At 63.4% G+C, this 18,314-nt stretch carries 26 protein-coding genes and 1 pseudogene; 17 read left to right on the top strand and 10 right to left on the bottom strand.

Going from position 1 to position 18,314, the window contains the following annotated elements; translation table 11 throughout:
• The first annotated feature begins 733 nt into the window (after positions 1 to 733).
• The 6 genes from IQ16_RS19480 (at position 734) to IQ16_RS19465 (ending at position 2,676) form a co-directional block, all read left to right on the top strand.
• Positions 734 to 1,114: a hypothetical protein gene (locus IQ16_RS19480; RefSeq protein ID WP_145831687.1), complete on the top strand. Its 381-nt coding sequence runs from the start codon at positions 734 to 736 to the stop codon at positions 1,112 to 1,114.
• Positions 1,115 to 1,133: 19 nt separating this feature from the next.
• The gene (locus IQ16_RS19475) at positions 1,134 to 1,451 is read left to right on the top strand and encodes a hypothetical protein (RefSeq protein ID WP_018642102.1); all 318 of its coding nucleotides are present in this window, start codon (positions 1,134 to 1,136) and stop codon (positions 1,449 to 1,451) included.
• 216 nt (positions 1,452 to 1,667) lie between these two features.
• Positions 1,668 to 1,865, top strand: coding sequence for a hypothetical protein (locus IQ16_RS19470; RefSeq protein WP_244635765.1), 198 nt, complete (start codon positions 1,668 to 1,670; stop codon positions 1,863 to 1,865).
• Positions 1,862 to 2,008: a hypothetical protein gene (locus IQ16_RS45685; protein WP_018642104.1), complete on the top strand. Its 147-nt coding sequence runs from the start codon at positions 1,862 to 1,864 to the stop codon at positions 2,006 to 2,008. The genes IQ16_RS19470 and IQ16_RS45685 overlap by 4 nt, the downstream gene beginning before the upstream one ends.
• A 71-nt stretch (positions 2,009 to 2,079) precedes the next feature.
• Positions 2,080 to 2,235 (top strand): hypothetical protein, encoded by a 156-nt coding sequence (locus tag IQ16_RS45200; RefSeq protein WP_018642105.1) that lies wholly within the window; start codon positions 2,080 to 2,082, stop codon positions 2,233 to 2,235.
• Positions 2,236 to 2,388: 153 nt separating this feature from the next.
• A complete protein-coding gene (locus IQ16_RS19465) occupies positions 2,389 to 2,676 on the top strand; it encodes a hypothetical protein (RefSeq protein WP_018642106.1) in 288 nt (95 codons plus the stop codon).
• A gap of 404 nt (positions 2,677 to 3,080) precedes the next feature.
• Here the strand turns inward: IQ16_RS19465 and IQ16_RS45195 are convergent, their stop codons facing one another.
• Positions 3,081 to 3,221, bottom strand: a complete 141-nt coding sequence (locus tag IQ16_RS45195) for a hypothetical protein (protein WP_018642107.1) — start codon at positions 3,219 to 3,221, stop codon at positions 3,081 to 3,083.
• A 281-nt stretch (positions 3,222 to 3,502) separates the two neighbouring features.
• Between IQ16_RS45195 and IQ16_RS45680 the strand changes: the two genes are divergently transcribed.
• Entirely contained in the window at positions 3,503 to 3,661 is a 159-nt protein-coding gene (locus tag IQ16_RS45680; protein WP_018642108.1) for a hypothetical protein, read from the top strand.
• A 97-nt stretch (positions 3,662 to 3,758) separates the two neighbouring features.
• Complete coding sequence (locus IQ16_RS45190) at positions 3,759 to 3,917, top strand: hypothetical protein (RefSeq protein WP_158646941.1); 159 nt, start codon at positions 3,759 to 3,761, stop codon at positions 3,915 to 3,917.
• 43 nt (positions 3,918 to 3,960) lie between these two features.
• Here the strand turns inward: IQ16_RS45190 and IQ16_RS19460 are convergent, their stop codons facing one another.
• Positions 3,961 to 4,146 carry a hypothetical protein gene (locus IQ16_RS19460; RefSeq protein ID WP_018642110.1) on the bottom strand — a complete coding sequence of 62 codons (186 nt, stop codon included), beginning with the start codon at positions 4,144 to 4,146 and terminating at the stop codon, positions 3,961 to 3,963.
• A gap of 146 nt (positions 4,147 to 4,292) precedes the next feature.
• On the opposite strand from IQ16_RS19460, the gene IQ16_RS45675 reads away from it, so the two are divergent.
• Together IQ16_RS45675 and IQ16_RS19450 are read left to right on the top strand one after the other, a co-directional pair.
• Positions 4,293 to 4,463: a hypothetical protein gene (locus IQ16_RS45675; protein ID WP_018642111.1), complete on the top strand. Its 171-nt coding sequence runs from the start codon at positions 4,293 to 4,295 to the stop codon at positions 4,461 to 4,463.
• Positions 4,464 to 4,973: 510 nt separating this feature from the next.
• On the top strand, positions 4,974 to 5,216 hold the full coding sequence (locus IQ16_RS19450) for a hypothetical protein (protein ID WP_018642113.1): 243 nt from the start codon (positions 4,974 to 4,976) through the stop codon (positions 5,214 to 5,216).
• A gap of 45 nt (positions 5,217 to 5,261) precedes the next feature.
• Here IQ16_RS19450 and IQ16_RS19445 read toward each other — a convergent pair whose 3' ends face one another.
• Together IQ16_RS19445 and IQ16_RS19440 are read right to left on the bottom strand one after the other, a co-directional pair.
• Positions 5,262 to 5,960 (bottom strand): hypothetical protein, encoded by a 699-nt coding sequence (locus IQ16_RS19445; protein ID WP_018642114.1) that lies wholly within the window; start codon positions 5,958 to 5,960, stop codon positions 5,262 to 5,264.
• A gap of 470 nt (positions 5,961 to 6,430) precedes the next feature.
• Entirely contained in the window at positions 6,431 to 9,538 is a 3,108-nt protein-coding gene (locus tag IQ16_RS19440) for a DEAD/DEAH box helicase (protein WP_018642115.1), read from the bottom strand.
• A 73-nt stretch (positions 9,539 to 9,611) separates the two neighbouring features.
• On the opposite strand from IQ16_RS19440, the gene IQ16_RS47330 reads away from it, so the two are divergent.
• The 3 genes from IQ16_RS47330 (at position 9,612) to IQ16_RS19430 (ending at position 10,863) form a co-directional block, all read left to right on the top strand.
• Positions 9,612 to 9,746 (top strand): hypothetical protein, encoded by a 135-nt coding sequence (locus IQ16_RS47330; protein WP_283812187.1) that lies wholly within the window; start codon positions 9,612 to 9,614, stop codon positions 9,744 to 9,746.
• Between the two features lie 435 nt (positions 9,747 to 10,181).
• Positions 10,182 to 10,421: a hypothetical protein gene (locus IQ16_RS19435; RefSeq protein ID WP_026311855.1), complete on the top strand. Its 240-nt coding sequence runs from the start codon at positions 10,182 to 10,184 to the stop codon at positions 10,419 to 10,421.
• A gap of 157 nt (positions 10,422 to 10,578) precedes the next feature.
• Entirely contained in the window at positions 10,579 to 10,863 is a 285-nt protein-coding gene (locus tag IQ16_RS19430) for a hypothetical protein (RefSeq protein WP_018642118.1), read from the top strand.
• On the opposite strand, the gene IQ16_RS19425 is transcribed toward IQ16_RS19430, so the two are convergent.
• Both IQ16_RS19425 and IQ16_RS19420 read right to left on the bottom strand, forming a co-directional pair.
• Positions 10,860 to 11,252: an NUDIX hydrolase gene (locus IQ16_RS19425; protein WP_018642119.1), complete on the bottom strand. Its 393-nt coding sequence runs from the start codon at positions 11,250 to 11,252 to the stop codon at positions 10,860 to 10,862. The two genes, IQ16_RS19430 and IQ16_RS19425, sit on opposite strands and share 4 nt — an antisense overlap.
• A 92-nt stretch (positions 11,253 to 11,344) precedes the next feature.
• Positions 11,345 to 12,436, bottom strand: a complete 1,092-nt coding sequence (locus tag IQ16_RS19420) for an AI-2E family transporter (RefSeq protein ID WP_018642120.1) — start codon at positions 12,434 to 12,436, stop codon at positions 11,345 to 11,347.
• Positions 12,437 to 12,934: 498 nt separating this feature from the next.
• On the opposite strand from IQ16_RS19420, the gene IQ16_RS19410 reads away from it, so the two are divergent.
• Positions 12,935 to 13,162 (top strand): hypothetical protein, encoded by a 228-nt coding sequence (locus IQ16_RS19410; protein WP_018642121.1) that lies wholly within the window; start codon positions 12,935 to 12,937, stop codon positions 13,160 to 13,162.
• 95 nt (positions 13,163 to 13,257) lie between these two features.
• A pseudogene (locus tag IQ16_RS19405) lies at positions 13,258 to 15,304 on the top strand (acetoacetate--CoA ligase).
• Positions 15,305 to 15,310: 6 nt separating this feature from the next.
• Here IQ16_RS19405 and IQ16_RS19400 read toward each other — a convergent pair.
• The gene (locus tag IQ16_RS19400; protein ID WP_018642122.1) at positions 15,311 to 15,523 is read right to left on the bottom strand and encodes a hypothetical protein; all 213 of its coding nucleotides are present in this window, start codon (positions 15,521 to 15,523) and stop codon (positions 15,311 to 15,313) included.
• A 199-nt stretch (positions 15,524 to 15,722) separates the two neighbouring features.
• On the opposite strand from IQ16_RS19400, the gene IQ16_RS19395 reads away from it, so the two are divergent.
• The gene (locus IQ16_RS19395) at positions 15,723 to 16,025 is read left to right on the top strand and encodes a hypothetical protein (RefSeq protein ID WP_145831684.1); all 303 of its coding nucleotides are present in this window, start codon (positions 15,723 to 15,725) and stop codon (positions 16,023 to 16,025) included.
• Here IQ16_RS19395 and IQ16_RS19390 read toward each other — a convergent pair.
• The 3 genes from IQ16_RS19390 to IQ16_RS19380 all read right to left on the bottom strand — a co-directional run bounded on the left by IQ16_RS19390 (position 16,022) and on the right by IQ16_RS19380 (position 17,430).
• Positions 16,022 to 16,429 carry a hypothetical protein gene (locus IQ16_RS19390; RefSeq protein ID WP_018642124.1) on the bottom strand — a complete coding sequence of 136 codons (408 nt, stop codon included), beginning with the start codon at positions 16,427 to 16,429 and terminating at the stop codon, positions 16,022 to 16,024. The genes IQ16_RS19395 and IQ16_RS19390 overlap by 4 nt on opposite strands.
• 162 nt (positions 16,430 to 16,591) lie before the next feature.
• Positions 16,592 to 16,810, bottom strand: a complete 219-nt coding sequence (locus IQ16_RS19385) for a hypothetical protein (protein WP_026311856.1) — start codon at positions 16,808 to 16,810, stop codon at positions 16,592 to 16,594.
• 335 nt (positions 16,811 to 17,145) lie between these two features.
• On the bottom strand, positions 17,146 to 17,430 hold the full coding sequence (locus IQ16_RS19380) for a hypothetical protein (RefSeq protein ID WP_018642125.1): 285 nt from the start codon (positions 17,428 to 17,430) through the stop codon (positions 17,146 to 17,148).
• A 190-nt stretch (positions 17,431 to 17,620) separates the two neighbouring features.
• Here IQ16_RS19380 and IQ16_RS19375 point away from each other — a divergent pair, with 190 nt between their 5' ends.
• Positions 17,621 to 18,208, top strand: coding sequence for a formyltransferase family protein (locus IQ16_RS19375; protein WP_018642126.1), 588 nt, complete (start codon positions 17,621 to 17,623; stop codon positions 18,206 to 18,208).
• Positions 18,209 to 18,314: the final 106 nt, after the last annotated feature.

Below are 18,314 nucleotides of genomic sequence, written 5' to 3'. Positions count from 1 at the left end.
CTGGAGGCAGCCCTTCGACGATCCGATGCAGAGTGCGTAGGATGGGTTGGGCTCTTGCGAAACCCATCACTCGTTGCTGCGATCCGTCATCGCCTTCGGAGCGACCCTCAAGAGCCGCGGAGGGCCTCGACCGGTTTGCCGACGATGGGTTTCTTTCGCAAAAGCTCAACCCATCCTACGCACTTCCCCCCGCTACGGGTCTTCGGCTTGTTAGTTGCGGAAAATGGCGATTGCCTTTGCGCGCCCGCTACGGTTGTATGATCAAGGGAGGGGATGCCATGCAAACCATAGTTAGGATCGGCTCGCGCACGTTTGCCGCACTATCTTTAGTTAGCCTTCTAGGCGGCTGTGGGGTCGCGGCCAAGATCGAAGCGAGAAACGATTACCGAACCTCGGCTGATCAGTACAAGGCCTGTCTCACTGCCAATCCGGCCGCGCCCCAAAACTGCGAAGGCCTACGGCTCGCGATGGAAACTGATGAGCGGAAATTCAACAATCTGTCAGCCGGCACAAATCCCGGCTCTCAGATTTCCCATAACGTAACGATCCTAAACCGCTAATGCAGATCATCTGACGAGAGAATTCGCCGTCTTCGTTGAGGCTCGGATAGGAGAAAATAGCATTGGCATCCTCGCGCTGGGTAAGAGCCTTCAGCGTTCTTCTATCAGTCTATCGCATCGATACCCCTCAGAAGGCTTTCGCTCGCCTGGGGCCACCCGCCTTGGCGCTAGTCATGTTCGTAGTGTTCTTCCCGAAGGAGTTTGGCGATCATTGGGCTAAAGCCGCGTCGGCAGTGATTGCCTTCGCGCTAATTTTGCCAATCGTCTACCTTTGGACATTCCGCACGCTTCCCGAGGATCAAAAGCCAACGGTCGGGTTGAGCCCGCTCTATTTCCCCGAGGGTAGACGGCACTATCGAGCAGAACAGCAAGCTCTCAAACAGCAAAGAGATCAGCTAGAGGCGCAGATAGTTCAACTTGCTGCCGAAATGAAAGATCTCGATCTAACGTCACAAGAAGGTCAACAACGACTAAAGCAGCTATCTGAGAGGAAATCAGGCGCAGAGCGGAAGTTAGCAGCAATTCCCAAGCCAGGCGCGATCGGCTTCGGATGAATCGGCGCTAGATGCCCCGATGCCGGGCAGGCAAATTCACGATGAAGCCGCCAGAGTGATTAGCGTCGAGAAGATCGAAATCGGATTTCTGTCTAAAGATGAGTTGATTGCTCTATATCACGAAACCGGAGGCCTCCTACACCGAGGCACGTTGCGCAACTACAAGCCTCGAACCTCTCGCGACTTTGACAAGATTCTCCACACGACGACGAGGATCGTCACCCTTCTCAACCACCATCAAATTCAACTTAGCGATCCGGACTATCAACTATGGGTAATCTTGAAGACCGCAAAGGACGATAAAGTTCATGCTTGGATTCTTCAAAAAACCGCTTAGGCCACTGACGACAGATGAGCGACTGAGTAGGGGCATCAAGCCAGCACGTAGGATGGGTTGAGCTCTGCGAAACCCATCACTCGTTGCGATCAGCGCCACTGCGATCCGCGATTGACTTTCGGAGCAGCCCTCAAAGCAGCGGCAGTCAGACCGAATTGCCGGCGCTGGGTTTCGTAAGAGCTCAACCCATCCTACGCGCTCGATGCCGGCGAGTACATCGCCGCACTGCCGAAGAAAGAGCACACCGCGCCGGAATGGCGAGCCGCAATGGAAGCGCTGCTCCTGGTGGTCGAGTTCGCCGGGCCCACGATGTTCGCCCGGATCGGCATCATGCGAGCCTTGAACCGCGGCAAGCCGCCTCCAGATTCTGGACCACGACGCAAGAAGACCAAGGCCTATAGGGTGATCCGATGACAGTCTTCGTCTACGTCAACACCGCAAAGCAGGTTGGCGATAAGGACCACATCAAGGTGTTCGCCAACCAGGATGCCGCAGAGAAATGGTTCGAGGAGAACGACCCCGAGGGCGTGGCGTTCGAATATGAGGTGTTGGAGTAGGCCCGCCAGCGCGGGTTCCAACTAGGGGTCCCAGCCTGTCTTGCCGAGGAGGCGGAACGCGAAAGCTAGGGATGGCGTTGGTCTACATGCTTCTCCGAGACGAGCTAAAACCGGTGCTTATTCTTCTGGGAGCCGTGATCGTTGGTTTGACGATCAAGGAGATCAAACTCCATGGTGGCGTAGCGCACCAATCAGCGGAAATCACGGAACAGATTGCGCTTGATTGAGTCCGCCATTGGCTGAATAGAGCCCACGGCCCGCCAGCGCGAACCGGCGGGCCGTGCTTTTCCACACCCACGACACGCAGTAGCTCGCACGCGCTCCGAGGCCCAAGGGATTGATAATTTGCGAGGTACTTACGAAGCCGCTCTGATGGGTGCATGCCTCGCCCTCCCCGACGCTACACGCCTACGCACGCCGACGGCCGTCCGCTCAAGATCACGTTCGGAGAGATGCGCGAGATGGGCTTGCGCGGCGTCCTGGTCTACTGCCATTGCGGCCGCCAAGTCGCGCTGGGAGCCGATCGCAGGCCGGATGAGGTACGGCTGTCTGACATCGAGCCGCGCTTCGTGTGTCAGGGGTGCGGCAATCGCGGCGCCGAGGTGCGCCCCGACTTCAAGCGTGGCGACTTGCGGCTGGCTATCAGGGGATACCGAAACACACGATGACCAAGGGCTGGGGGCGGCCTTTCGAGGAGCCAATCGAGGTCGATGGTCGCAGCCTAGCCGCTGCCGAAGCGGACTTCGGAAGCCTGGTGGCCTATACTTGGCCGAGTAGCCAGTCACAGTTTAGCTGGAGTGGCCGCCATGATGAAGAACGTTGTAGCCGGATGCGTCGCAGGGGCTTTGATTATCCTGGCCTTGATTGGCTTCGCCCAAAAGCACCGTGAATGTCGGAACGGGTACATTTTCCAAACTTGGCACGGGCACGTGCTCAAAAAAACCCACGAGCCCTGCGGGTCCGTCAGCCCTTCAATATAGGCGCGGGACCGAAGCCCCGCGCCCTTGTCGTTCACTGCCTCAATCGGCGATCGTGGGCCGGTTGAGCTTCCGGCGTGCTCGGCGCCGGCGCTTCATGCGGTGCTCTCCGCGCTGTCTATCGTCGCCTCGCCGAAATCTGCCCTATATCGCTCTTCCAGGCTCTCGATCATCTCCTCTAGGTGGTACACGGCAAAGACTAGCTTATCGTTGGCGCCGTCGTCGGCTTCATTCATCAGCCCGTAGGATGGGTTGAGCTCTTGCGAAACCCATCACTCGTTGCGATCAGCGCCGCTGCGATCCGCGATCGATTATCGGAGCGATCCTCAAGAGCCGCGGAGGGCCTCGACCGGTTTGCCGGCGATGGGTTTCGCAAGAGCTCAACCCATCCTACGCACTGATGAGGGAGGACTATGTCGGCCCCATCCAACGCGCTCGCCGCGGCGCATAGGAACCTTTCCAAACGCGGGGAATCTTACAGTCGCAATCGATCCTTTTGTTGCTCGTGGATCGAACGATGGACAAAGCTGTTGCCTATGCCATCTCAGTGCTCCTCGTGGGCTTCGGTGCCTGGATACTGATCGCTGGCCTTTCCTCTGGCTCGCCCGTCCTTTGGACCGTCGTGGCGCTGGTCCCGATCACGATTGGACTCGTGAGCGCTTTTGGTCCGGCGTGAGTGATGGGGAAAATCGGCGTTGGGTCAGTGCGTCTGCATTTTCCGAATCGACATTCCATGGTCGCTCCGCTCATGCGTCGCGTTCAGGGGTGTAGGTGTGAGCCAGTTTCTATCGATGCTGCTGCTAGTGACCGCCGTCGTTCTGACCGTCTGCTTCGGCGTGGCGGCCTGGCGCCTCTCTGACGAGAAGGATCTCGACGTCACCGGCCAAATCGCGCGTCAGTCCTATGGATGGAAGGCGCCTCCGACCCGGTAACCCCCGCGCTCGCCTCGGCCGTCACTCGGCTGCCGAAGGGGCCTTACGTTCCAGCGCCTTTGTCTCGCTCCAGCATCGCCAGCTCGACCTGTTCCGCGAGCACGGTCAGATGATTGGCCAGCCGATCAAATAGCTCGCGCTTGGCTTTGTCGCTCGCAAGATCGCGGATCAGTGCACACTCGGCAGCGTCCGTGCGCAACTTCTCCAGCTGAGCCTTGTAGTCTTTCATCGCTCATCGCCCGATTGCCACTTTTTCCCGAATAATTCGACGGGGAAGCTGCAGAGTCAATCCAGCTTGCGGAGGAGGCCTCCCCCAAAACGCCGCGAGACAACACGCAAGAAAAGTGTAGGATTCGAGAAACAGGAGGGAGCGGCATGTTTGAAATCAACGGTTTCGACACGGCAGGCGTCGTCAGCCTCAAGCGGCTGTCGCTTGCGGCCGCCCTCAAGAAGGCTAGGGAACTGGTCGAGGACGGGTGCTGGGACGTTCAGGTCGTTGATCCCACGGGTCGGGTCTACACCTCATTCGAGGAGCAGGCCGCCTAGCCACTCTTAGGAAATCAGTCCTCCATCAGATCGCCGCCGCGGGCTGACACCACGACCGATCGCGGTGGCTATCCGCCTCGGCCGACATTGGACGAGGCACTGTTCAGCCAGCGCTGCGTTGCTTCATCGCTCCAGCCGGGGACCGCGAAGCGTGCCCGAGGATCTTCGTCTGCGCCGAAACGATCGACCGCGGGATAGCGCGGATGATGTGTGCGGGAGCGATGCGCCGTCGCAGCGTTCGCAGCTGCGCACAGGACAATCAACAGACCCAAGGCCAGAACAGAGCGCATCATACCAGTTCCAATCGAACGCCGCCCGGGTTGATGTGATGCGTCAACGATCCCGCCGCAATCCAACGCGGCATCACAGCTCAGCGATGGACACGTGACGGCAACACTGTTGCGGCGGCCCGGACCAGCCCTCAACTGCCGCGCGCCATGCCGTTGCCAATCAACTCGTTTAGGAGCACGCTCTCTCCAGGCGCTCAAGACGCCGCACAGGGAGAAACACATGAAGGAACATGGCCTGGATGGCCGCCACCGCGACAAGGATGGTGGGATCAGCAAGAAGCATGGCAGCACGCTGGTCGGCACGTTGCGCAAGATCTACGGAAAGGGTTTTGCGGCCGGCTATCCCGACACGACCCAACTCAGCGAGGTGCTGCTTCAGTTGAACGAGACATCGCTGAGCCAGTTACGTCGCGATCACGACACCGGGCATTTGCAGCACAAGATCGACCACGCCTCGAAGTGACGGGCTGCACTCGTCCAACCTTGTTCAGTCAGGGAGTTAACGCCTTCAGCTCTCCGGAGCCGACGCCGTAGCCGGCACGCTCAGCGGAGCTCCCCCAACCGACATAGGCCCTACAGGCCCTGTAGGCCCTATAGGCCCTACAGGCTTCGATTCCCGCGCCATCCGCCTGCGCATCGTTGCGGACAGTCCAAAGCGCGCATTCGCTCTCCGGACGGAGGACGTAACGTCCGACATCATCGTATTCTGTAGCGCGTCGACCTTCGCGATCAGCGTGGACAGCTGCGACGATATCTTCCTCACATCGACCCGTTCGTCTGTGATGCTCTGTCGCAGGGACAGGAGCACCAATGTATCCTGCTGCTGCAGAACTGCATTTTGCTGCACCAAGGCGTTGTTCTCCTGCAGCGAAGCCGTGTGTTGCTGTTGGGCCGACTGGATATCCTTCAAGGCGGCGACGACCGGATCCGGTTTTGGCGCGGGCGATTCCGGGCGCGGAAACAGTTCAGCCAACTTGCGGACATTGAGCGACGGAAGCTCGGACGGCCACGTATAGATGGCCGCCGAACCGTTGATGGCGAGGGCACATACCGAGAGCGCCAGGACCGATTTCCGGCTGGACCGCCTGGTCGGCACGGGAGCTTCCGGAGCTTCGGGTTCGGGTTCGGGTGCTGCGGCGGCCGCAAGGGCTGCGGGGTCGAGTTGTTCGACGAGGCCTTGCGCTTCGGATGTCGTGGTCATCTGCATTGACCTCATGAGCGAGCAAAAGGAAGCCGTCGCCGGAACGTCGTCGCGACGCCTCCCTTACGCAGCACCCATACACAACTGCCTAAAATTGTGAGCTTTTTGGATTAATTCCACGTTAGCGGGCGGGCCCGGTCACTCCGGCCGAATACGGGGCCCATGCGACGGGATGACTCAAATAGCTGGGGCTAAGCTGACAATGGGTGTCGCTGCGGCCCACCGAACAGCCGGCTCCGCACGAAGCTGCCTTCTCCGCGGCGGATTTTCCGAAGGTGACAGAATGCCACTGTTTTGCCCGACGGGTCAAACCGGCTGCGAGCCGGAAGCATGGCGTCGAACGATGCGACGCGACGGAGAGCAGTTGAACCTGATCATGGGCCCGCGCCGGCCCTTGCGCCGGCTGCAGAACACATTGTGCCAGCAGCACTTGGCTACTGTGCATGGGGTTGTTTTCAAATTTTTAGGGGGCCGCCCTACCCCTCGTCCAGCGCCTCGAACAACTCCTCCACCCGCTCGAACGGCGCATCGCGCATCGGGCTGTGATAGACGACGCGGTCGCCGTCGCGCTGGAGGGACTTTCCTCTCGACTTCCGCAACCGTCCGGGCAGGAACGTCGCGGCCACCGCGCCGGGGCCGACGTCGAGGCGGATGATGCCGCGGCGCTTGCACTCGATCCTGAGTTTCGCTGCGTCAAAGAAGTCGCGGGCGATCTTCGGCAAAGGTCCGAAGCGGCGGGAGGTTTCCTCCTCGAGGTCCTCGAGATCGTCCTCGTTGCTGCATCGTGCGGCGCGCGCATAGAGCTCGAGCCGCACGGGCTCGGACTGCACATAGGTCTCGGGGAGCATGTCCCCGACCGGCAGGTTGAGGTCGGGCACCCACACTGCGGCGCGCTCCTCGTCGAGCTTCTCCGAAGCCATTTTCAGGAGGTGGCTGTAGAGCACCGGCCCGAACACCTGGACATGGCCGGACTGCTGCTCCGAGAACAGATCGCCCGCGCCTCGCAGATCCAGGTCGCGCTCGCTGATGGCAAAGCCGGCGCCCGGCCGGCTGAACTCCTCGAGCACGGCCAGCCGCTTCTCGGACTGCCCGGACTCCGTCTCGGTCAAGAGATGGGCGAAGGCGCGAATGCCGCCGCGCCCGACCCGTCCGCGCAGCTGGTGCAGCTGGGCGAGGCCGAATTTTTCGGGCCAGCACACAACGATGGTGTTGGCACGGGGAATGTCGAGGCCGCTCTCGACGATGTTGGTCGCGAGCAGGACGTCGGCCCTGCCCTCGACGAAGCTCATCATGCGGTCGTCGATCTCGTCCGCCGCCAGCCTGCCGTGCAGACAGACGATGCGAAGGTCGCCCGCCACCGCCTGCACCCGGGCCAGCATCGGGTCGAGGTCCTGGATGCGCGGACAGATCAGGAAGCTCTGCCCGTGGCGGCGCTGTTCGCGCAACAGCGCGGAGGCGATGGCGGCATCCGACAGCGGCGCGATCCTGGTCGCGACCGGAAGCCGGTGCACCGGCGGCGAGGCGATCACGCTGAGATCGCGGAAGCCGGCAAGGCCCGCGGCGAGCGTCCGCGGGATCGGCGTCGCACTCATCATCAGCACATGGACATTTTTGGCGAGGCCGGCGAGCTTTGCCTTCTCGGCCGCGCCAAAATGCTGCTCCTCGTCGATGATGACGAGGCCGAGATCGTCGAACTTCACGTCCTTGGCGGTGAGCGCCTGCGTGCCGACCACGACCTTGATCCGGCCGCTGCGCAGGCCCTCTCTCGTCTCGCGCAGCTCCGCGCCGGACGTGGCCCGCGACAAATTCCCGACCTCGATGCCGAACGGCGCAAAGCGTTTCTGGAAGGTTGCGACATGCTGCCGGGCCAGCACCGTCGTCGGCACCGCGATCGCCACCTGCTTGCCGGACAGCACCACAGCGGCCGCCGCGCGCAGCGCCACCTCGGTCTTGCCGAAGCCGACGTCGCCGCAGACCACGCGGTCCATCGGGTGACCGGAGGCAAGATCATCCAGCACGTCGTGGATCGCCTTGGCCTGGTCGGTCGTCGTGAAATAGGGAAACCGCGCGACGAACTTCTCGTAGGCCGATCCCGGCGGCACCAGCTTGTCCGCGCGCCGCCGGCGGCGCTGGCTGATGTGCTTGGCCAGCACCTTGCCGGCGATCTGGATCTCGCGCTCGGCCTCGCTGCGCCGTGCCCACCATGTGCTGCCGTCGGCCTTGTCGAGCGCCAGCTTGCCGAGCTCGGCGGCGTAAGGCCACATGAGCGCCAGATCGGTCGGCGGCACCAGAACGGCATTGTCGCCCGCGTACTTCAGGCGGATCATCTCCCGCATGGCCCCGCCGCCGGTGTTGACGGTCTGCAGGCCGTCGAGCACGGCAAGGCCGCGCTGGAGATGAACCACCACCGTGCCCTGCTCCGGGACATCAGCATGGTCGAAGGCCGCGCTCCAGGCGCGTGCCATCGGCTGCGCATGATGCGCCCGGCTGCCGAGCACGTCGGACGCCGTCACGACGACGAGAGGCTTTCGTCCCGGCACGACGAAGCCCGCATCGAGATCGGCCAGAAGCGCCGCCTCGCCGCTTCCCCCGCGCGCCGCCGCCTCGTCCCAATCCTCGCAGCGCTGCGCCTTGACGCCGCTCATCCGCTCCATCACGCGCAGATCGTCCGCTTGCGCGGCGACGAGGATCAGCCGCGAACCGGCCCGCCGCGTCTCCTCGACGAAGGCGCGCAGCGCTTTCCTTGCGGATGTCAGCTTCGAGAATTCGGGCACGGCCTGGAACGATGCGGTCCGCGGCAGCACCTTCATGCCCCTGGAGAGCTGCTTCCAGTCGCGGCGTCCGAGATATTCGCGCTCCCGCTCCGCGCGCGGCGCAGCCTCCTCGATCGTATCGAGCCAGCCATCGGCATGCGCAGGGACCCCTGCATCGGCGATCCATTTGGCGCGTCCGCAATAGTCGAACAGGCTCGCGCGCTTGCCGCCCTTGCCGGCAAAGCCAAGCCGCTCCGACATCGGATCGACCACGAGCTCCTTCGTCTCGAAGATGATGTCGTGCTCTTTCGGATCGAACGCCACGATCCGGTCGATCGCGCGATCAGAATGCTCGATCCGGAACGGACCGAGCGCGCCTGCGGGAAATATCTCGAAGGTCTGTCCATGAAACAGCGCCCCGCCCGGATAGTCCGGCTCGTCGTCGAGATCGTATCCGAGGGACTCGAGGCGGCTCTCGAGCTCCCGCTCCGAAAACGCGCCGCCCACCTTCAGGCTGACGCTGAGGCGCAACAGGCTCGCCGGCGGCGGCAGGCGCTCCATCACCGCCTCCGCGGTCGAGACGAGAAACAGCGGCTTCCTGGATCTTGCGAGGCGCCGCAGCACGGAGGCCCTGCGCCCCGCAAGCTCGTGCGAAGGCTCGAGCTGGTCGAACGGCAAGGTGTTCAGCCGCGGAAAAACCAGCACCTCGCAGGTCGGATCGAGCGCGTGAATGACGCTGCCGAGCCGCTCCGCCCTGCTCTCGTTCTCGGCGAGAAACACGATGCCGCTGGGTCCGGACTGCTTCCATTGCGCGAGCAGATGAAGCGCCATCGAACCGAGGGGCGACGACGACGAGATCGTGGCGCGCTGCGCCCCCTCGCTCTTCCTTGGCGACGCCTTGGTCATGAGCGACGCCTTGGTCTTCAGCGATGTCTTGGCTTTGAGCGATGTCCTGGTCTTGGGCGATATGCTGGTCTTTGGCGATGCCTTCTTTAGCGATGCCTTGGCCGCCCGCGCCTTCTTTGCAAGCCTCACGTGAATCCGTTTCTGGTCGTAAACCGCCGCAACTGAACGCGCGCCGCCCGCATTTCGATTCGGCGACGCGCCGCCATGCATATGGGATTTGCCCGGCGAACGCACGCCTCGCGGCAACGTTCCGTGCATCGACAGAGGGGAACCGGGTCCCGTCCGAACCTTACAACGCAGCGTGGGATCGTGTCTCACTTGAACAAAGGCTGATGCGATCGAGGACCGCATCGCCAGCACGAAAAACCCCGGCGCTTGGACGCCGGGGCGTTTCGTTGAAAATGATTCGGTCAGGCAATGACACTTTCATAGCAGCGAACTGGTCGAGCGCTTGTGAACTGGTTCACACGCCCTGTCAGCGCAGCTGCGGCGGAACGGGGTACCGCGGGACTCCGGTTTGAGCGTCGGCACGCCGCGCGCTAGGATGCCTTTTTTTATGGAGGCTTATTTGAGACCATTCATTTTCATCGCCGCCATCGTGCTGCTTGCAACCCCGCCCGCCCGCTCGCAGGCGCTGGTCGATCCCAGCAAGGTCGCCCCCGAATTCCGCGAAGCCGCCGAGAAGCGCCGTGCCGAGCAGATCCGGCAGCGCGAATGCGCGCTCAAGGCGGATCTCGAGAAGGTGCTGCCGAGAGATCGCACCGCTTTTCTCAATCATTGTCTGGAGACCATGGCGGCCAAGCAATAGCTTCGCCGCGCGCGTGACGCGAGCATCGCCGACATGCTCGCGCCCGCTGCATCGGCTTGCGGCAAGCTGGCGGTGAATTCGCAAAAGCGTTTCAGGCTTTCTTCAGACATTTGCGATCAGCTGATGGTCCATTTCCATCAGTCATCGTCGGTCGCGCATGAGTTTCGTCCAGATTCAGTGCACGCGCTGCAAGGTCATGTTCCGCGATCGCGCCATGCGGTTGCAGGACGGCTATTCCCGGCAATGTCCGAGTTGCGAGGTGGTGCTGTTCTTCGCCGAGGATTCCATGCACCCCTTCGTCAAGCGCGCGATGCGCAATGCGCGCAAGGTCCGCAAGGAGCAGCGCGAGGCCGAGGCGGTGAGGCGCGCCGCGCCGGAGCCGCGCCTGGCGCGGTCGAGGTCGTTCGCCGGCCGGACGCAATCGGCGGAGCGAGAGGACTAGGTGCGCCGCCGCTTCCTCGGAAACAGGCGGTCGCGGATGTAGCGCGAGGTCGGCGTCAGGCGGATGCCGCGCGGCTTCTGCCAGGCGGCGCGGTCGATCTCCTTCTTGTCGCCGATCGCCAGCCTGCCCTTGGCACCCTTGGCGATGAAGATCGCATCGCTCATCTTGCGGCCGGAGCGCTTGTTCCTGGCCTTCACTTCCTTCCAGAGGCTGACCCTGCCGAGCTTCAGCTTGGGCAGCTCCTCCTTGATCTCCCGCCGCAGGCAATCCTTATCGGACTCGCGCGCGCGCTTGCGGCCGCCCGGGAACATCCACAGGCCGTCCGACCGGCGTCTGACCAACAATACCTTGCCGCGCTTTGCGGCAACCAGCTTGGAAGACTTTGCCATTGCTGTCGCAATCGAGAATAGAATCGTCCCGATCGTAACTTGTCTAGTTGGATAGACAAGTTCGGGCCGCATCTTGATCACAGGCTGCGATATCAGTCTTCGCTGGCGCCCGCCCCTGCGTCCGCCCGGTCCTCCGTCCTGATCCAGGCCATCATCATCTCCCAGGCCACCGACAGGATGATCGGCCCGATGAACAGGCCGACGATGCCATGGGCGAGCGTGCCGCCGATCACGCCGACGAAGATCACGATGGTCGGCGTGCTCAGGCCGCGCCCCATCACCAGCGGCTTCAGCATGGTGTCGATGAAGCCGACCAGGACCAGAAAGACCGTCAGCACCAGCGCCGTGGTGACGTCCTTGGCGGTCCAGATCCAGATGATGACAGGCAGCAGCACGAGGAAGGCGCCGATCTGCACGATCGAGAGCAGCAGCACGATGAAGGCGAGCAGGCCCGCGCTCGGCACGGCAGCGAGCTTGAAGCCGATGCCGGCCAGCAGCGCCTGTACGATCGCGACGCCGATCACGCCCTGCGCCACGGCGCGGATGGTCGCACCCGCGAGCCCCAGGAAATGCTCGCTCTGCTCGGGCACGATGCGGAACAAAAAGCTGCGCCCGGCCGCGACCAGCCGCGGCCCATGCGGGAACAGGAAGCCGGCCACGAACACCGAGACCAGAAACTGGAGCGTCCCGACGCCGGCATCGCCCGCGAGCGACAGCAGCGGCCCCGCCAGCGGCTGAAGATACGGCGCCACCTCGCGCAGCACCGCGCGGATGTTGGTGTAGGCCTGGTCCCAGAGCTCATAGAGCCAGGGGCCGACCAGCGGCCACGATTTGAGCTGCTCCGGCGCCGACTGCAGCGCGAGGTCGCCGGTGCCGAGCTGGTGCGCCAGCTCGCGCACGCCGTCCACCGCGCTGATGCCGAGCCAGGTCGCGGGGCCAATGACGATGCCGAGCGTGATGAGGGTGAGGATCGCCGCCGCGGTCTTGGGGCGTCCGCCGAGGATCTTGGCGACCCAGCTGAAGGCCGGATAGAACGCAACCGCAAGCACGCCGCTCCAGGCCAGGATCGGCACGAACGGACGGATGATCAGGAAGGTCCAGATGATCAGCAGGGCGAGCAGGCCGAGCCGGATCACGAGCTGGATGATGTCCTCTCCCGTGAGGAGCTGACGGAGGCTTTTCACGGGCACGACCTTCCTTGCGGCATCGACGCGGGTTCCGGCACTTGCACGGGCCGTTATTGCCAGCCCCGGGGCGGGCGTCAAGACGACCGCCATTCGCTTCGGACCCGCCGACCGCCGGATTAGGAACGCATCGGCCGAAAAAGCATTCCGAGACAATGCCGCACCGCCCCCGAGAGCCCGATCAGCATGCGGGAATTCACCGCGGCATCCGCTTTTCGGTCAAGCGAAACGGGCTCCCGGCTATTGGCACTATGCCTACGCGATCGATGACAAGGTCCGCGCCGGCCGGGTGCAAGGCAGGCTGCCGCTGCTCGCCATCCGGCGCGTGCAGATGCGCATCGACCGGGACATGCGGCCGGGCCGGACCGAGGGCTGATCCTGCCGTGACGCCGGCGCGGCTTGGCTAACGGCGATTAACCGGATTTTCCCTGACCGGTTTACGCCGATGCAAACGCCCGCTTCTACCCTGCATCGAGGTCCCAAGAAACAGCGCGTGCAATGGCCAACAGCATCTGGACGATCGAAGAATTCACCTGCACCGGTTGCAGCATGAACTACACCGCGACAAGGGAGGAGCATGCTGAGGAGCATGTCGGCCACTTCAAGTGCAACATCTGCAGCAGTGTGGTGCACAGCTGGTCCGGCAAGCATCACTTCTTCGGCTGGCAGGCGGTGAAGACGAAGCCGCCGGTGTTCGGACGCCGCTGGGCGGGCGTGGAGTGGTAGGCTGAAGGCAGCCATTGCGGTCTGCACGAACGATGGCTTCTGCTCGTCTGCGGTGCGAGCTACACTTCCCTCCCCGCAATCGAAGCCGACACGCGATGACCGCTCCTTTCATTCCGCAGATCACCCTCTACCGCAACTGGCTCGCCGAACAGCGCGGCCTGTCCTTCGCGAGCTACGAGGACATGCGGCAATGGTCGGTGCGCGACCTCGACGGCTTCTGGCGCAGCATCTGGGATTACTACGATCTGCAATCGCCGACGCCGTTTGCGGCCGTCATCACCGAGCGCAAGATGCCGGGCGCGGTCTGGTTTCCGGGTGCGCAGGTCAACTATGCCCGGCAGGTGTTCCGGCATGTCGAGGCGGCCGATGCCGCCGGCCTGCCCGCGATCGTCAGCGGCGGCGAGGACGGCAAGCTCAGGGAAACCAGCTGGCCGGAGCTGCGGCGCAAGGCCGCGGCGCTCGCGCTGCATCTGAAGGAGAAAGGCGTCAAGCCAGGCGACCGCGTTGCGGCCTATCTGCCCAACATCCCCGAGACCATCATCGGCTTTCTCGCCAGCGCCAGCATCGGCGCGGTCTGGAGTGTCTGCGCGCCCGACATGGCCGCGCCCGCCGTGATCGACCGCTTCAAGCAGATCGAGCCGAAAGTGCTGATCGCCTGCGACGCCGTCACCTATGCCGGCCGGCGGCACGACCGGCATTATGTGCTGGCCGAGCTCCGAGGATCGCTCCCCACCGTCGAGCACGTCATCCTGCACAGCGAGGCCCACGCGCCCGCCGCGCCGGACGCTCTGCTCGCCGATATCCTGGCAAGGACGGGCGCCGCGATCGACGCGTTCGAGCCGATGTGGCTGCCGTTCGATCATCCGCTCTGGATCGTCTATTCCAGCGGCACCACCGGCCTGCCGAAACCGATCGTGCACGGCCATGGCGGCATCGTCATCGTGGTGCTGGCGCTGCTCGGCCTGCACAACGACGTCGGCTGCTCCTATCACCCAAACTCGTTCGGCGAGCGCTACCACTGGTACTCTTCGACCGGCTGGATCATGTGGAATTCGCAAGTCGGCGGCCTGCTCAGCGGCACCACCTGCTGCATCTTCGACGGCAGCCCCGGCGGCACCCGGGACAAGCCGGACTGGACCACGCTGTGGCGCTTCGTGGCGCAGTCGAAAGCGAGCTTTTTCGGCGCCGGCGCGGCGTTCTTTGCCAACTGCGCCAAGGCCGAGATCGATCTGACCGCTGCCGGCGATCTGTCGCGGCTGCGCTGCCTCGGCTCGACCGGCTCGCCGCTCAGCGCCGACACGCAAGCCTGGTTCAACGCGCGCTTCGCAGGCCTCTCGAAGACCAACGGCAGCAAGGCGCAGGCCGACATCTGGTGGGCGAACATCTCCGGCGGCACCGATTTCGCCGGCGCCTTCATTGGCGGCAACCGCGAGCTGCCGCAGACGCCGGGCGCGATGCAGTGCCGCCTGCTGGGCGCGGCCGTCGAAGCCTTCAGCGAACAGGGCCGCGCTGTGATCGACGAGGTCGGTGAGCTCGTCTGCACCGAACCGATGCCCTCGATGCCGCTCTATTTCTGGAACGACAAAGACGGCGCGCGCTATCGCGCCAGCTATTTCGAAACCTATCCTGACAATTTCGACGGCAGCGGCCGCGGGCCGGTGTGGCGGCACGGCGACTGGCTCAAGGTCAATCGAGACGGCTCCTGCATCATCTATGGCCGCAGCGACGCCACCATCAACCGCCACGGCCTGCGCATGGGCACGAGCGAGCTCTATTCCGCGATCGAGGCGCTGCCGGAGGTGCTCGATTCCCTCGTCGTCGACCTCGAATATCTCGGCCGCGACAGCTACATGCCGCTGTTCGTGGTGCTGCGAAGGTGTCGCACTCGACGGCGCGATGCAGGCCAAGATCAACAAGGCGATCGAGGCCGGCCTGTCACGCCGCTTCCTGCCGAATGAAATCTTCGCAGTCGCCGAGATCCCGCGCACGCTGTCCGGCAAGAAGCAGGAGCTGCCGATCAAGAAGCTGTTGCTCGGCCAGCCGGTCGAGAAAGTCATCAACAAGGAGGCGATGGCCAACCCCGCCTGCCTCGACTGGTACCTCGCCTTCGCCCGCGACTATCTGGCGCGGACCGCGGCGTAGTGTCGATCAGCCTCCGCCGAAATTGGAGGGATCGAGATTCCTGTTCTCCGACGGCGGGATCGGCGGCCACCCGGGAAATTTGTACCAGCCGGGCGGCACCGGCGCGTCCTCGGCCGGACGGGCGACAACGGGGTGGTGCGGACGGGCGCGGTGCGCCGGCGCGGCGACGGCAGCCGTGCATGCCGACATCAAGAGGATCACAATCGGGATAAACCGCATCGCATGGGCTCCAAACGTCCGCCCAGGCTGACATGTGGTGCGGGAACCATGCTGGGCCCACGCATACGCGCCGTCACGACCGGTCACAACGGCGGCACCGCGACAGGCGGACGATCAGCCCAATTGCGCCGATGCCGTTTGGACTCCGTTCACCGATCGCCGCTAGATCGGGACGGATCCTCTGCGCTGAACACCTGACATGGCCGACCTCAACGCCATCCTTGCCCGTCTCAACGACCGCCTGCTCCGCCTCGAGGGCGAGCTGTTCGTGCTGCGCTCGCTGGCGCGCGCGACGCTGACCGCAGGCGACGATCATGCCGAGCGCATGCGCAAGCTGGTTGAAGCCGCCAAGGTCGCGCTCGACGACGACGAGGCGCAGCGGCCCCTGGACAAGCCCACGCGGAAATATGTCGAGGCCGCGAGTGCCATGGTCGAGGAGCTGCTGGTCGAGCCGACCAAGGCCCGACCGCTGTTCACGGTGATCGACGGTGGGAAGTCCTAACGCCCGTACAGGCCGGGGGCGTGTGCGCGGTTCGGAAAGCAATTGCCGTTCGAGTAATTGTAGTCGTAGCCTTCGGGGCAAAGTCCGCCGCGGCGCCCATACTCGGGTTGCCCGTACATGCCGGGCGCCCGCGCACGGTTCGGATAGCAATTGCCGTTCGAATAATTGTAGTCGTACCCTTGCGGGCAGAGTTCGCGTCGGTACGTCGGCTGGGGAGCCGTGTAGTAGCCGGGCGCATGATAGTTGTTCGGATAGCAACGGCCGTTCGAGTGGTTGAAATCATACCCCTCCGGGCATTGCCCACCTGGACCACCGCGGAACTGAACCTGCTCCACAATGGGCGCCGGCGATGCCGCAGGCGCGCTTGCAAACGCAATCAGGCCGGCCAACGCAAGCTCGATCATGACGTCTCCTCCAAATTACCGGGACAGGCCTAGCAGGATTCGTGTCCCACGGAATGACCTGCCGATAGAGACATGGCCGGGCTGAACCGTGCATGAACCGGAAGCGACCAGCAACGATGCGCAGCACCTCGGTCCGCGCAAGAGTTCACTCGCCGAGCCACGCTACGCTGCCGGGGAATTCGCCGCCTTCAGCCGGCTGAGACCCGCCTCGATGATCGCGATCTCCTCGTCGATCTGGCCGATCGGCAGGCTGAAATCGTAGCCGGACCTGCTCTTCAGATCGACCGCGAGCCGCTGCCTGTGCATCATCAGCTGGTCGAGCCCGCGACGGTTCTTCAGACGCACATAGGCGTCCACGATCTGCTCAATCGCGCTCGGCATGAAATCGGTCCCGGCGAAAAGGCCCGCACGGCGCACCCACGCCGGCGGGACATTTTCGGTGTCGCGGTACGCAATACAAATCCGCGACGGATTCGTCGATACGACAAGCTGGTTGAGAACGTATTACCGTCAGATGATTTCGTGACGCACGGCATGAAAAAGCCGCTGGCATTTACGCCAGCGGCCACAGCCGGGTTCGAAAACGGATTCGGACTGAAATGTCGCCAGCCCCGGTTGGGTATGTTCTAGCGGCAGACGGGGATCGCTTCAGTTCGGAATGAAACACAGGAACCGCATGACGCCATTTGCCGTCCGACCGTGGCCCCCTGGCAACGCTAATCCGTCACGCAGAAATATGTCCGCAGCGGTTTGCGATAGGCGCTGTAACGGTAGTACGGCCGATAGGCATAGCCGCGATAGATCGCCGGCGGCTCCTCGCCGTAATAGGCGCCGTGGTAGAAATTGTAGGGCAGCCCTTCAGCACAGCGATAGGCATCCCAGGTCGGGCCGATAAACGGCGCCACCCCGATCTCGGGCGGCACTGCCGGGTACGGCCCGCCGGCGTGGGCTGGAGCGGCCGCAAGCAGTGTCGCGAGAAGAAAAAACCACGCGCTTCGCATGCACTCGCTCCTGATAGGCTGCAATACGCCTATGGAAGCACCGGAACGAGCGGCCGCGCAATCGCGGAAATCAGCACGTCCCGCGCCCGGTGCATTGTTGATAACCGCTGCAAACGGCCCGCGGGTGGTGACACGGCGCCCGGACGTGTTATCGGGGGTATGACGCAGTTGCGAAACGGATCGGACCCCCATGCGAATTACCCTCGTCGGCTCCCGCCATTTCGGTGTGACCACTCTCAACATGCTCCGGGAGCACAGCGTCTCGATCGCACGGGTCGTCGTGGCCGACGCCGAGGATCGCCTGGCTGCAGCGGCCAGGGCCGCCGGCATCGAGGTCGTGGTCCAGGCCAATCCGAAGCTGGTGGTGGCCTCCGAGATCGCTCCTGACACCGATTTGATCATCACCGCACATAGCCATGCCCGGATCGGCAAGGACGCGCTCGCCGCCGCCACGTACGGCGGGATCGGCTACCACCCCTCGCTGCTGCCGCGTCACCGCGGCAAGGCCGCTGTGGAATGGACCATCAAGGAGGGCGATCCGATCGCGGGCGGCACCATCTATCATCTCGCCGACCGCATGGATGCCGGCGCCATCGCCGCCCAGGACTGGTGCTTCGTCAAGAAGGGCGAGACCGCCCGCGACCTCTGGGAGCGTGCGCTCGCGCCGCTCGGGCTCAAATTGCTGGCCGACGTGATCGATTATATCAAGGTTCACAAGGCACTGCCGTCCAAGGTCCAGGACGAGCAGTTCTCGACGTCCGCGCCGAGTCTGTCCTGAGTCTCTGCTGACGTTTACCCTTAACGTGAGGGGGCCTTGATTCTGCTTCGAAAATTGGAGTCGAGAACGCAAATAAACCATTGTTTCCACAGGAACAATTTTCGAT

This window comes from Bradyrhizobium huanghuaihaiense, assembly GCF_007830635.1.
In the GTDB taxonomy this organism is placed as follows: domain Bacteria; phylum Pseudomonadota; class Alphaproteobacteria; order Rhizobiales; family Xanthobacteraceae; genus Bradyrhizobium; species Bradyrhizobium huanghuaihaiense.
The sequence above is the reverse complement of the archived record's forward strand: the minus strand, read 5'-3'. Positions and strand labels throughout refer to the sequence as shown.

Coding starts and splice junctions, on each gene's coding strand:
- IQ16_RS19480 (WP_145831687.1), top strand. CDS start 734: ATGTTCGTAGTGTTCTTCCCGAAGGAGTTTGGCGATCATTGGGCTAAA.
- IQ16_RS19475 (WP_018642102.1), top strand. CDS start 1,134: ATGCCGGGCAGGCAAATTCACGATGAAGCCGCCAGAGTGATTAGCGTC.
- IQ16_RS45685 (WP_018642104.1), top strand. CDS start 1,862: ATGACAGTCTTCGTCTACGTCAACACCGCAAAGCAGGTTGGCGATAAG.
- IQ16_RS45200 (WP_018642105.1), top strand. CDS start 2,080: ATGGCGTTGGTCTACATGCTTCTCCGAGACGAGCTAAAACCGGTGCTT.
- IQ16_RS19465 (WP_018642106.1), top strand. CDS start 2,389: ATGCCTCGCCCTCCCCGACGCTACACGCCTACGCACGCCGACGGCCGT.
- IQ16_RS45195 (WP_018642107.1), bottom strand. CDS start 3,221: ATGAATGAAGCCGACGACGGCGCCAACGATAAGCTAGTCTTTGCCGTG.
- IQ16_RS45680 (WP_018642108.1), top strand. CDS start 3,503: ATGGACAAAGCTGTTGCCTATGCCATCTCAGTGCTCCTCGTGGGCTTC.
- IQ16_RS19460 (WP_018642110.1), bottom strand. CDS start 4,146: ATGAAAGACTACAAGGCTCAGCTGGAGAAGTTGCGCACGGACGCTGCC.
- IQ16_RS45675 (WP_018642111.1), top strand. CDS start 4,293: ATGTTTGAAATCAACGGTTTCGACACGGCAGGCGTCGTCAGCCTCAAG.
- IQ16_RS19450 (WP_018642113.1), top strand. CDS start 4,974: ATGAAGGAACATGGCCTGGATGGCCGCCACCGCGACAAGGATGGTGGG.
- IQ16_RS19445 (WP_018642114.1), bottom strand. CDS start 5,960: ATGCAGATGACCACGACATCCGAAGCGCAAGGCCTCGTCGAACAACTC.
- IQ16_RS19440 (WP_018642115.1), bottom strand. CDS start 9,538: ATGGCGCTTCATCTGCTCGCGCAATGGAAGCAGTCCGGACCCAGCGGC.
- IQ16_RS47330 (WP_283812187.1), top strand. CDS start 9,612: ATGAGCGACGCCTTGGTCTTCAGCGATGTCTTGGCTTTGAGCGATGTC.
- IQ16_RS19430 (WP_018642118.1), top strand. CDS start 10,579: ATGAGTTTCGTCCAGATTCAGTGCACGCGCTGCAAGGTCATGTTCCGC.
- IQ16_RS19425 (WP_018642119.1), bottom strand. CDS start 11,252: ATGGCAAAGTCTTCCAAGCTGGTTGCCGCAAAGCGCGGCAAGGTATTG.
- IQ16_RS19410 (WP_018642121.1), top strand. CDS start 12,935: ATGGCCAACAGCATCTGGACGATCGAAGAATTCACCTGCACCGGTTGC.
- IQ16_RS19400 (WP_018642122.1), bottom strand. CDS start 15,523: ATGCGGTTTATCCCGATTGTGATCCTCTTGATGTCGGCATGCACGGCT.
- IQ16_RS19395 (WP_145831684.1), top strand. CDS start 15,723: ATGGCCGACCTCAACGCCATCCTTGCCCGTCTCAACGACCGCCTGCTC.
- IQ16_RS19390 (WP_018642124.1), bottom strand. CDS start 16,429: ATGATCGAGCTTGCGTTGGCCGGCCTGATTGCGTTTGCAAGCGCGCCT.
- IQ16_RS19385 (WP_026311856.1), bottom strand. CDS start 16,810: ATGCCGAGCGCGATTGAGCAGATCGTGGACGCCTATGTGCGTCTGAAG.
- IQ16_RS19380 (WP_018642125.1), bottom strand. CDS start 17,430: ATGCGAAGCGCGTGGTTTTTTCTTCTCGCGACACTGCTTGCGGCCGCT.
- IQ16_RS19375 (WP_018642126.1), top strand. CDS start 17,621: ATGCGAATTACCCTCGTCGGCTCCCGCCATTTCGGTGTGACCACTCTC.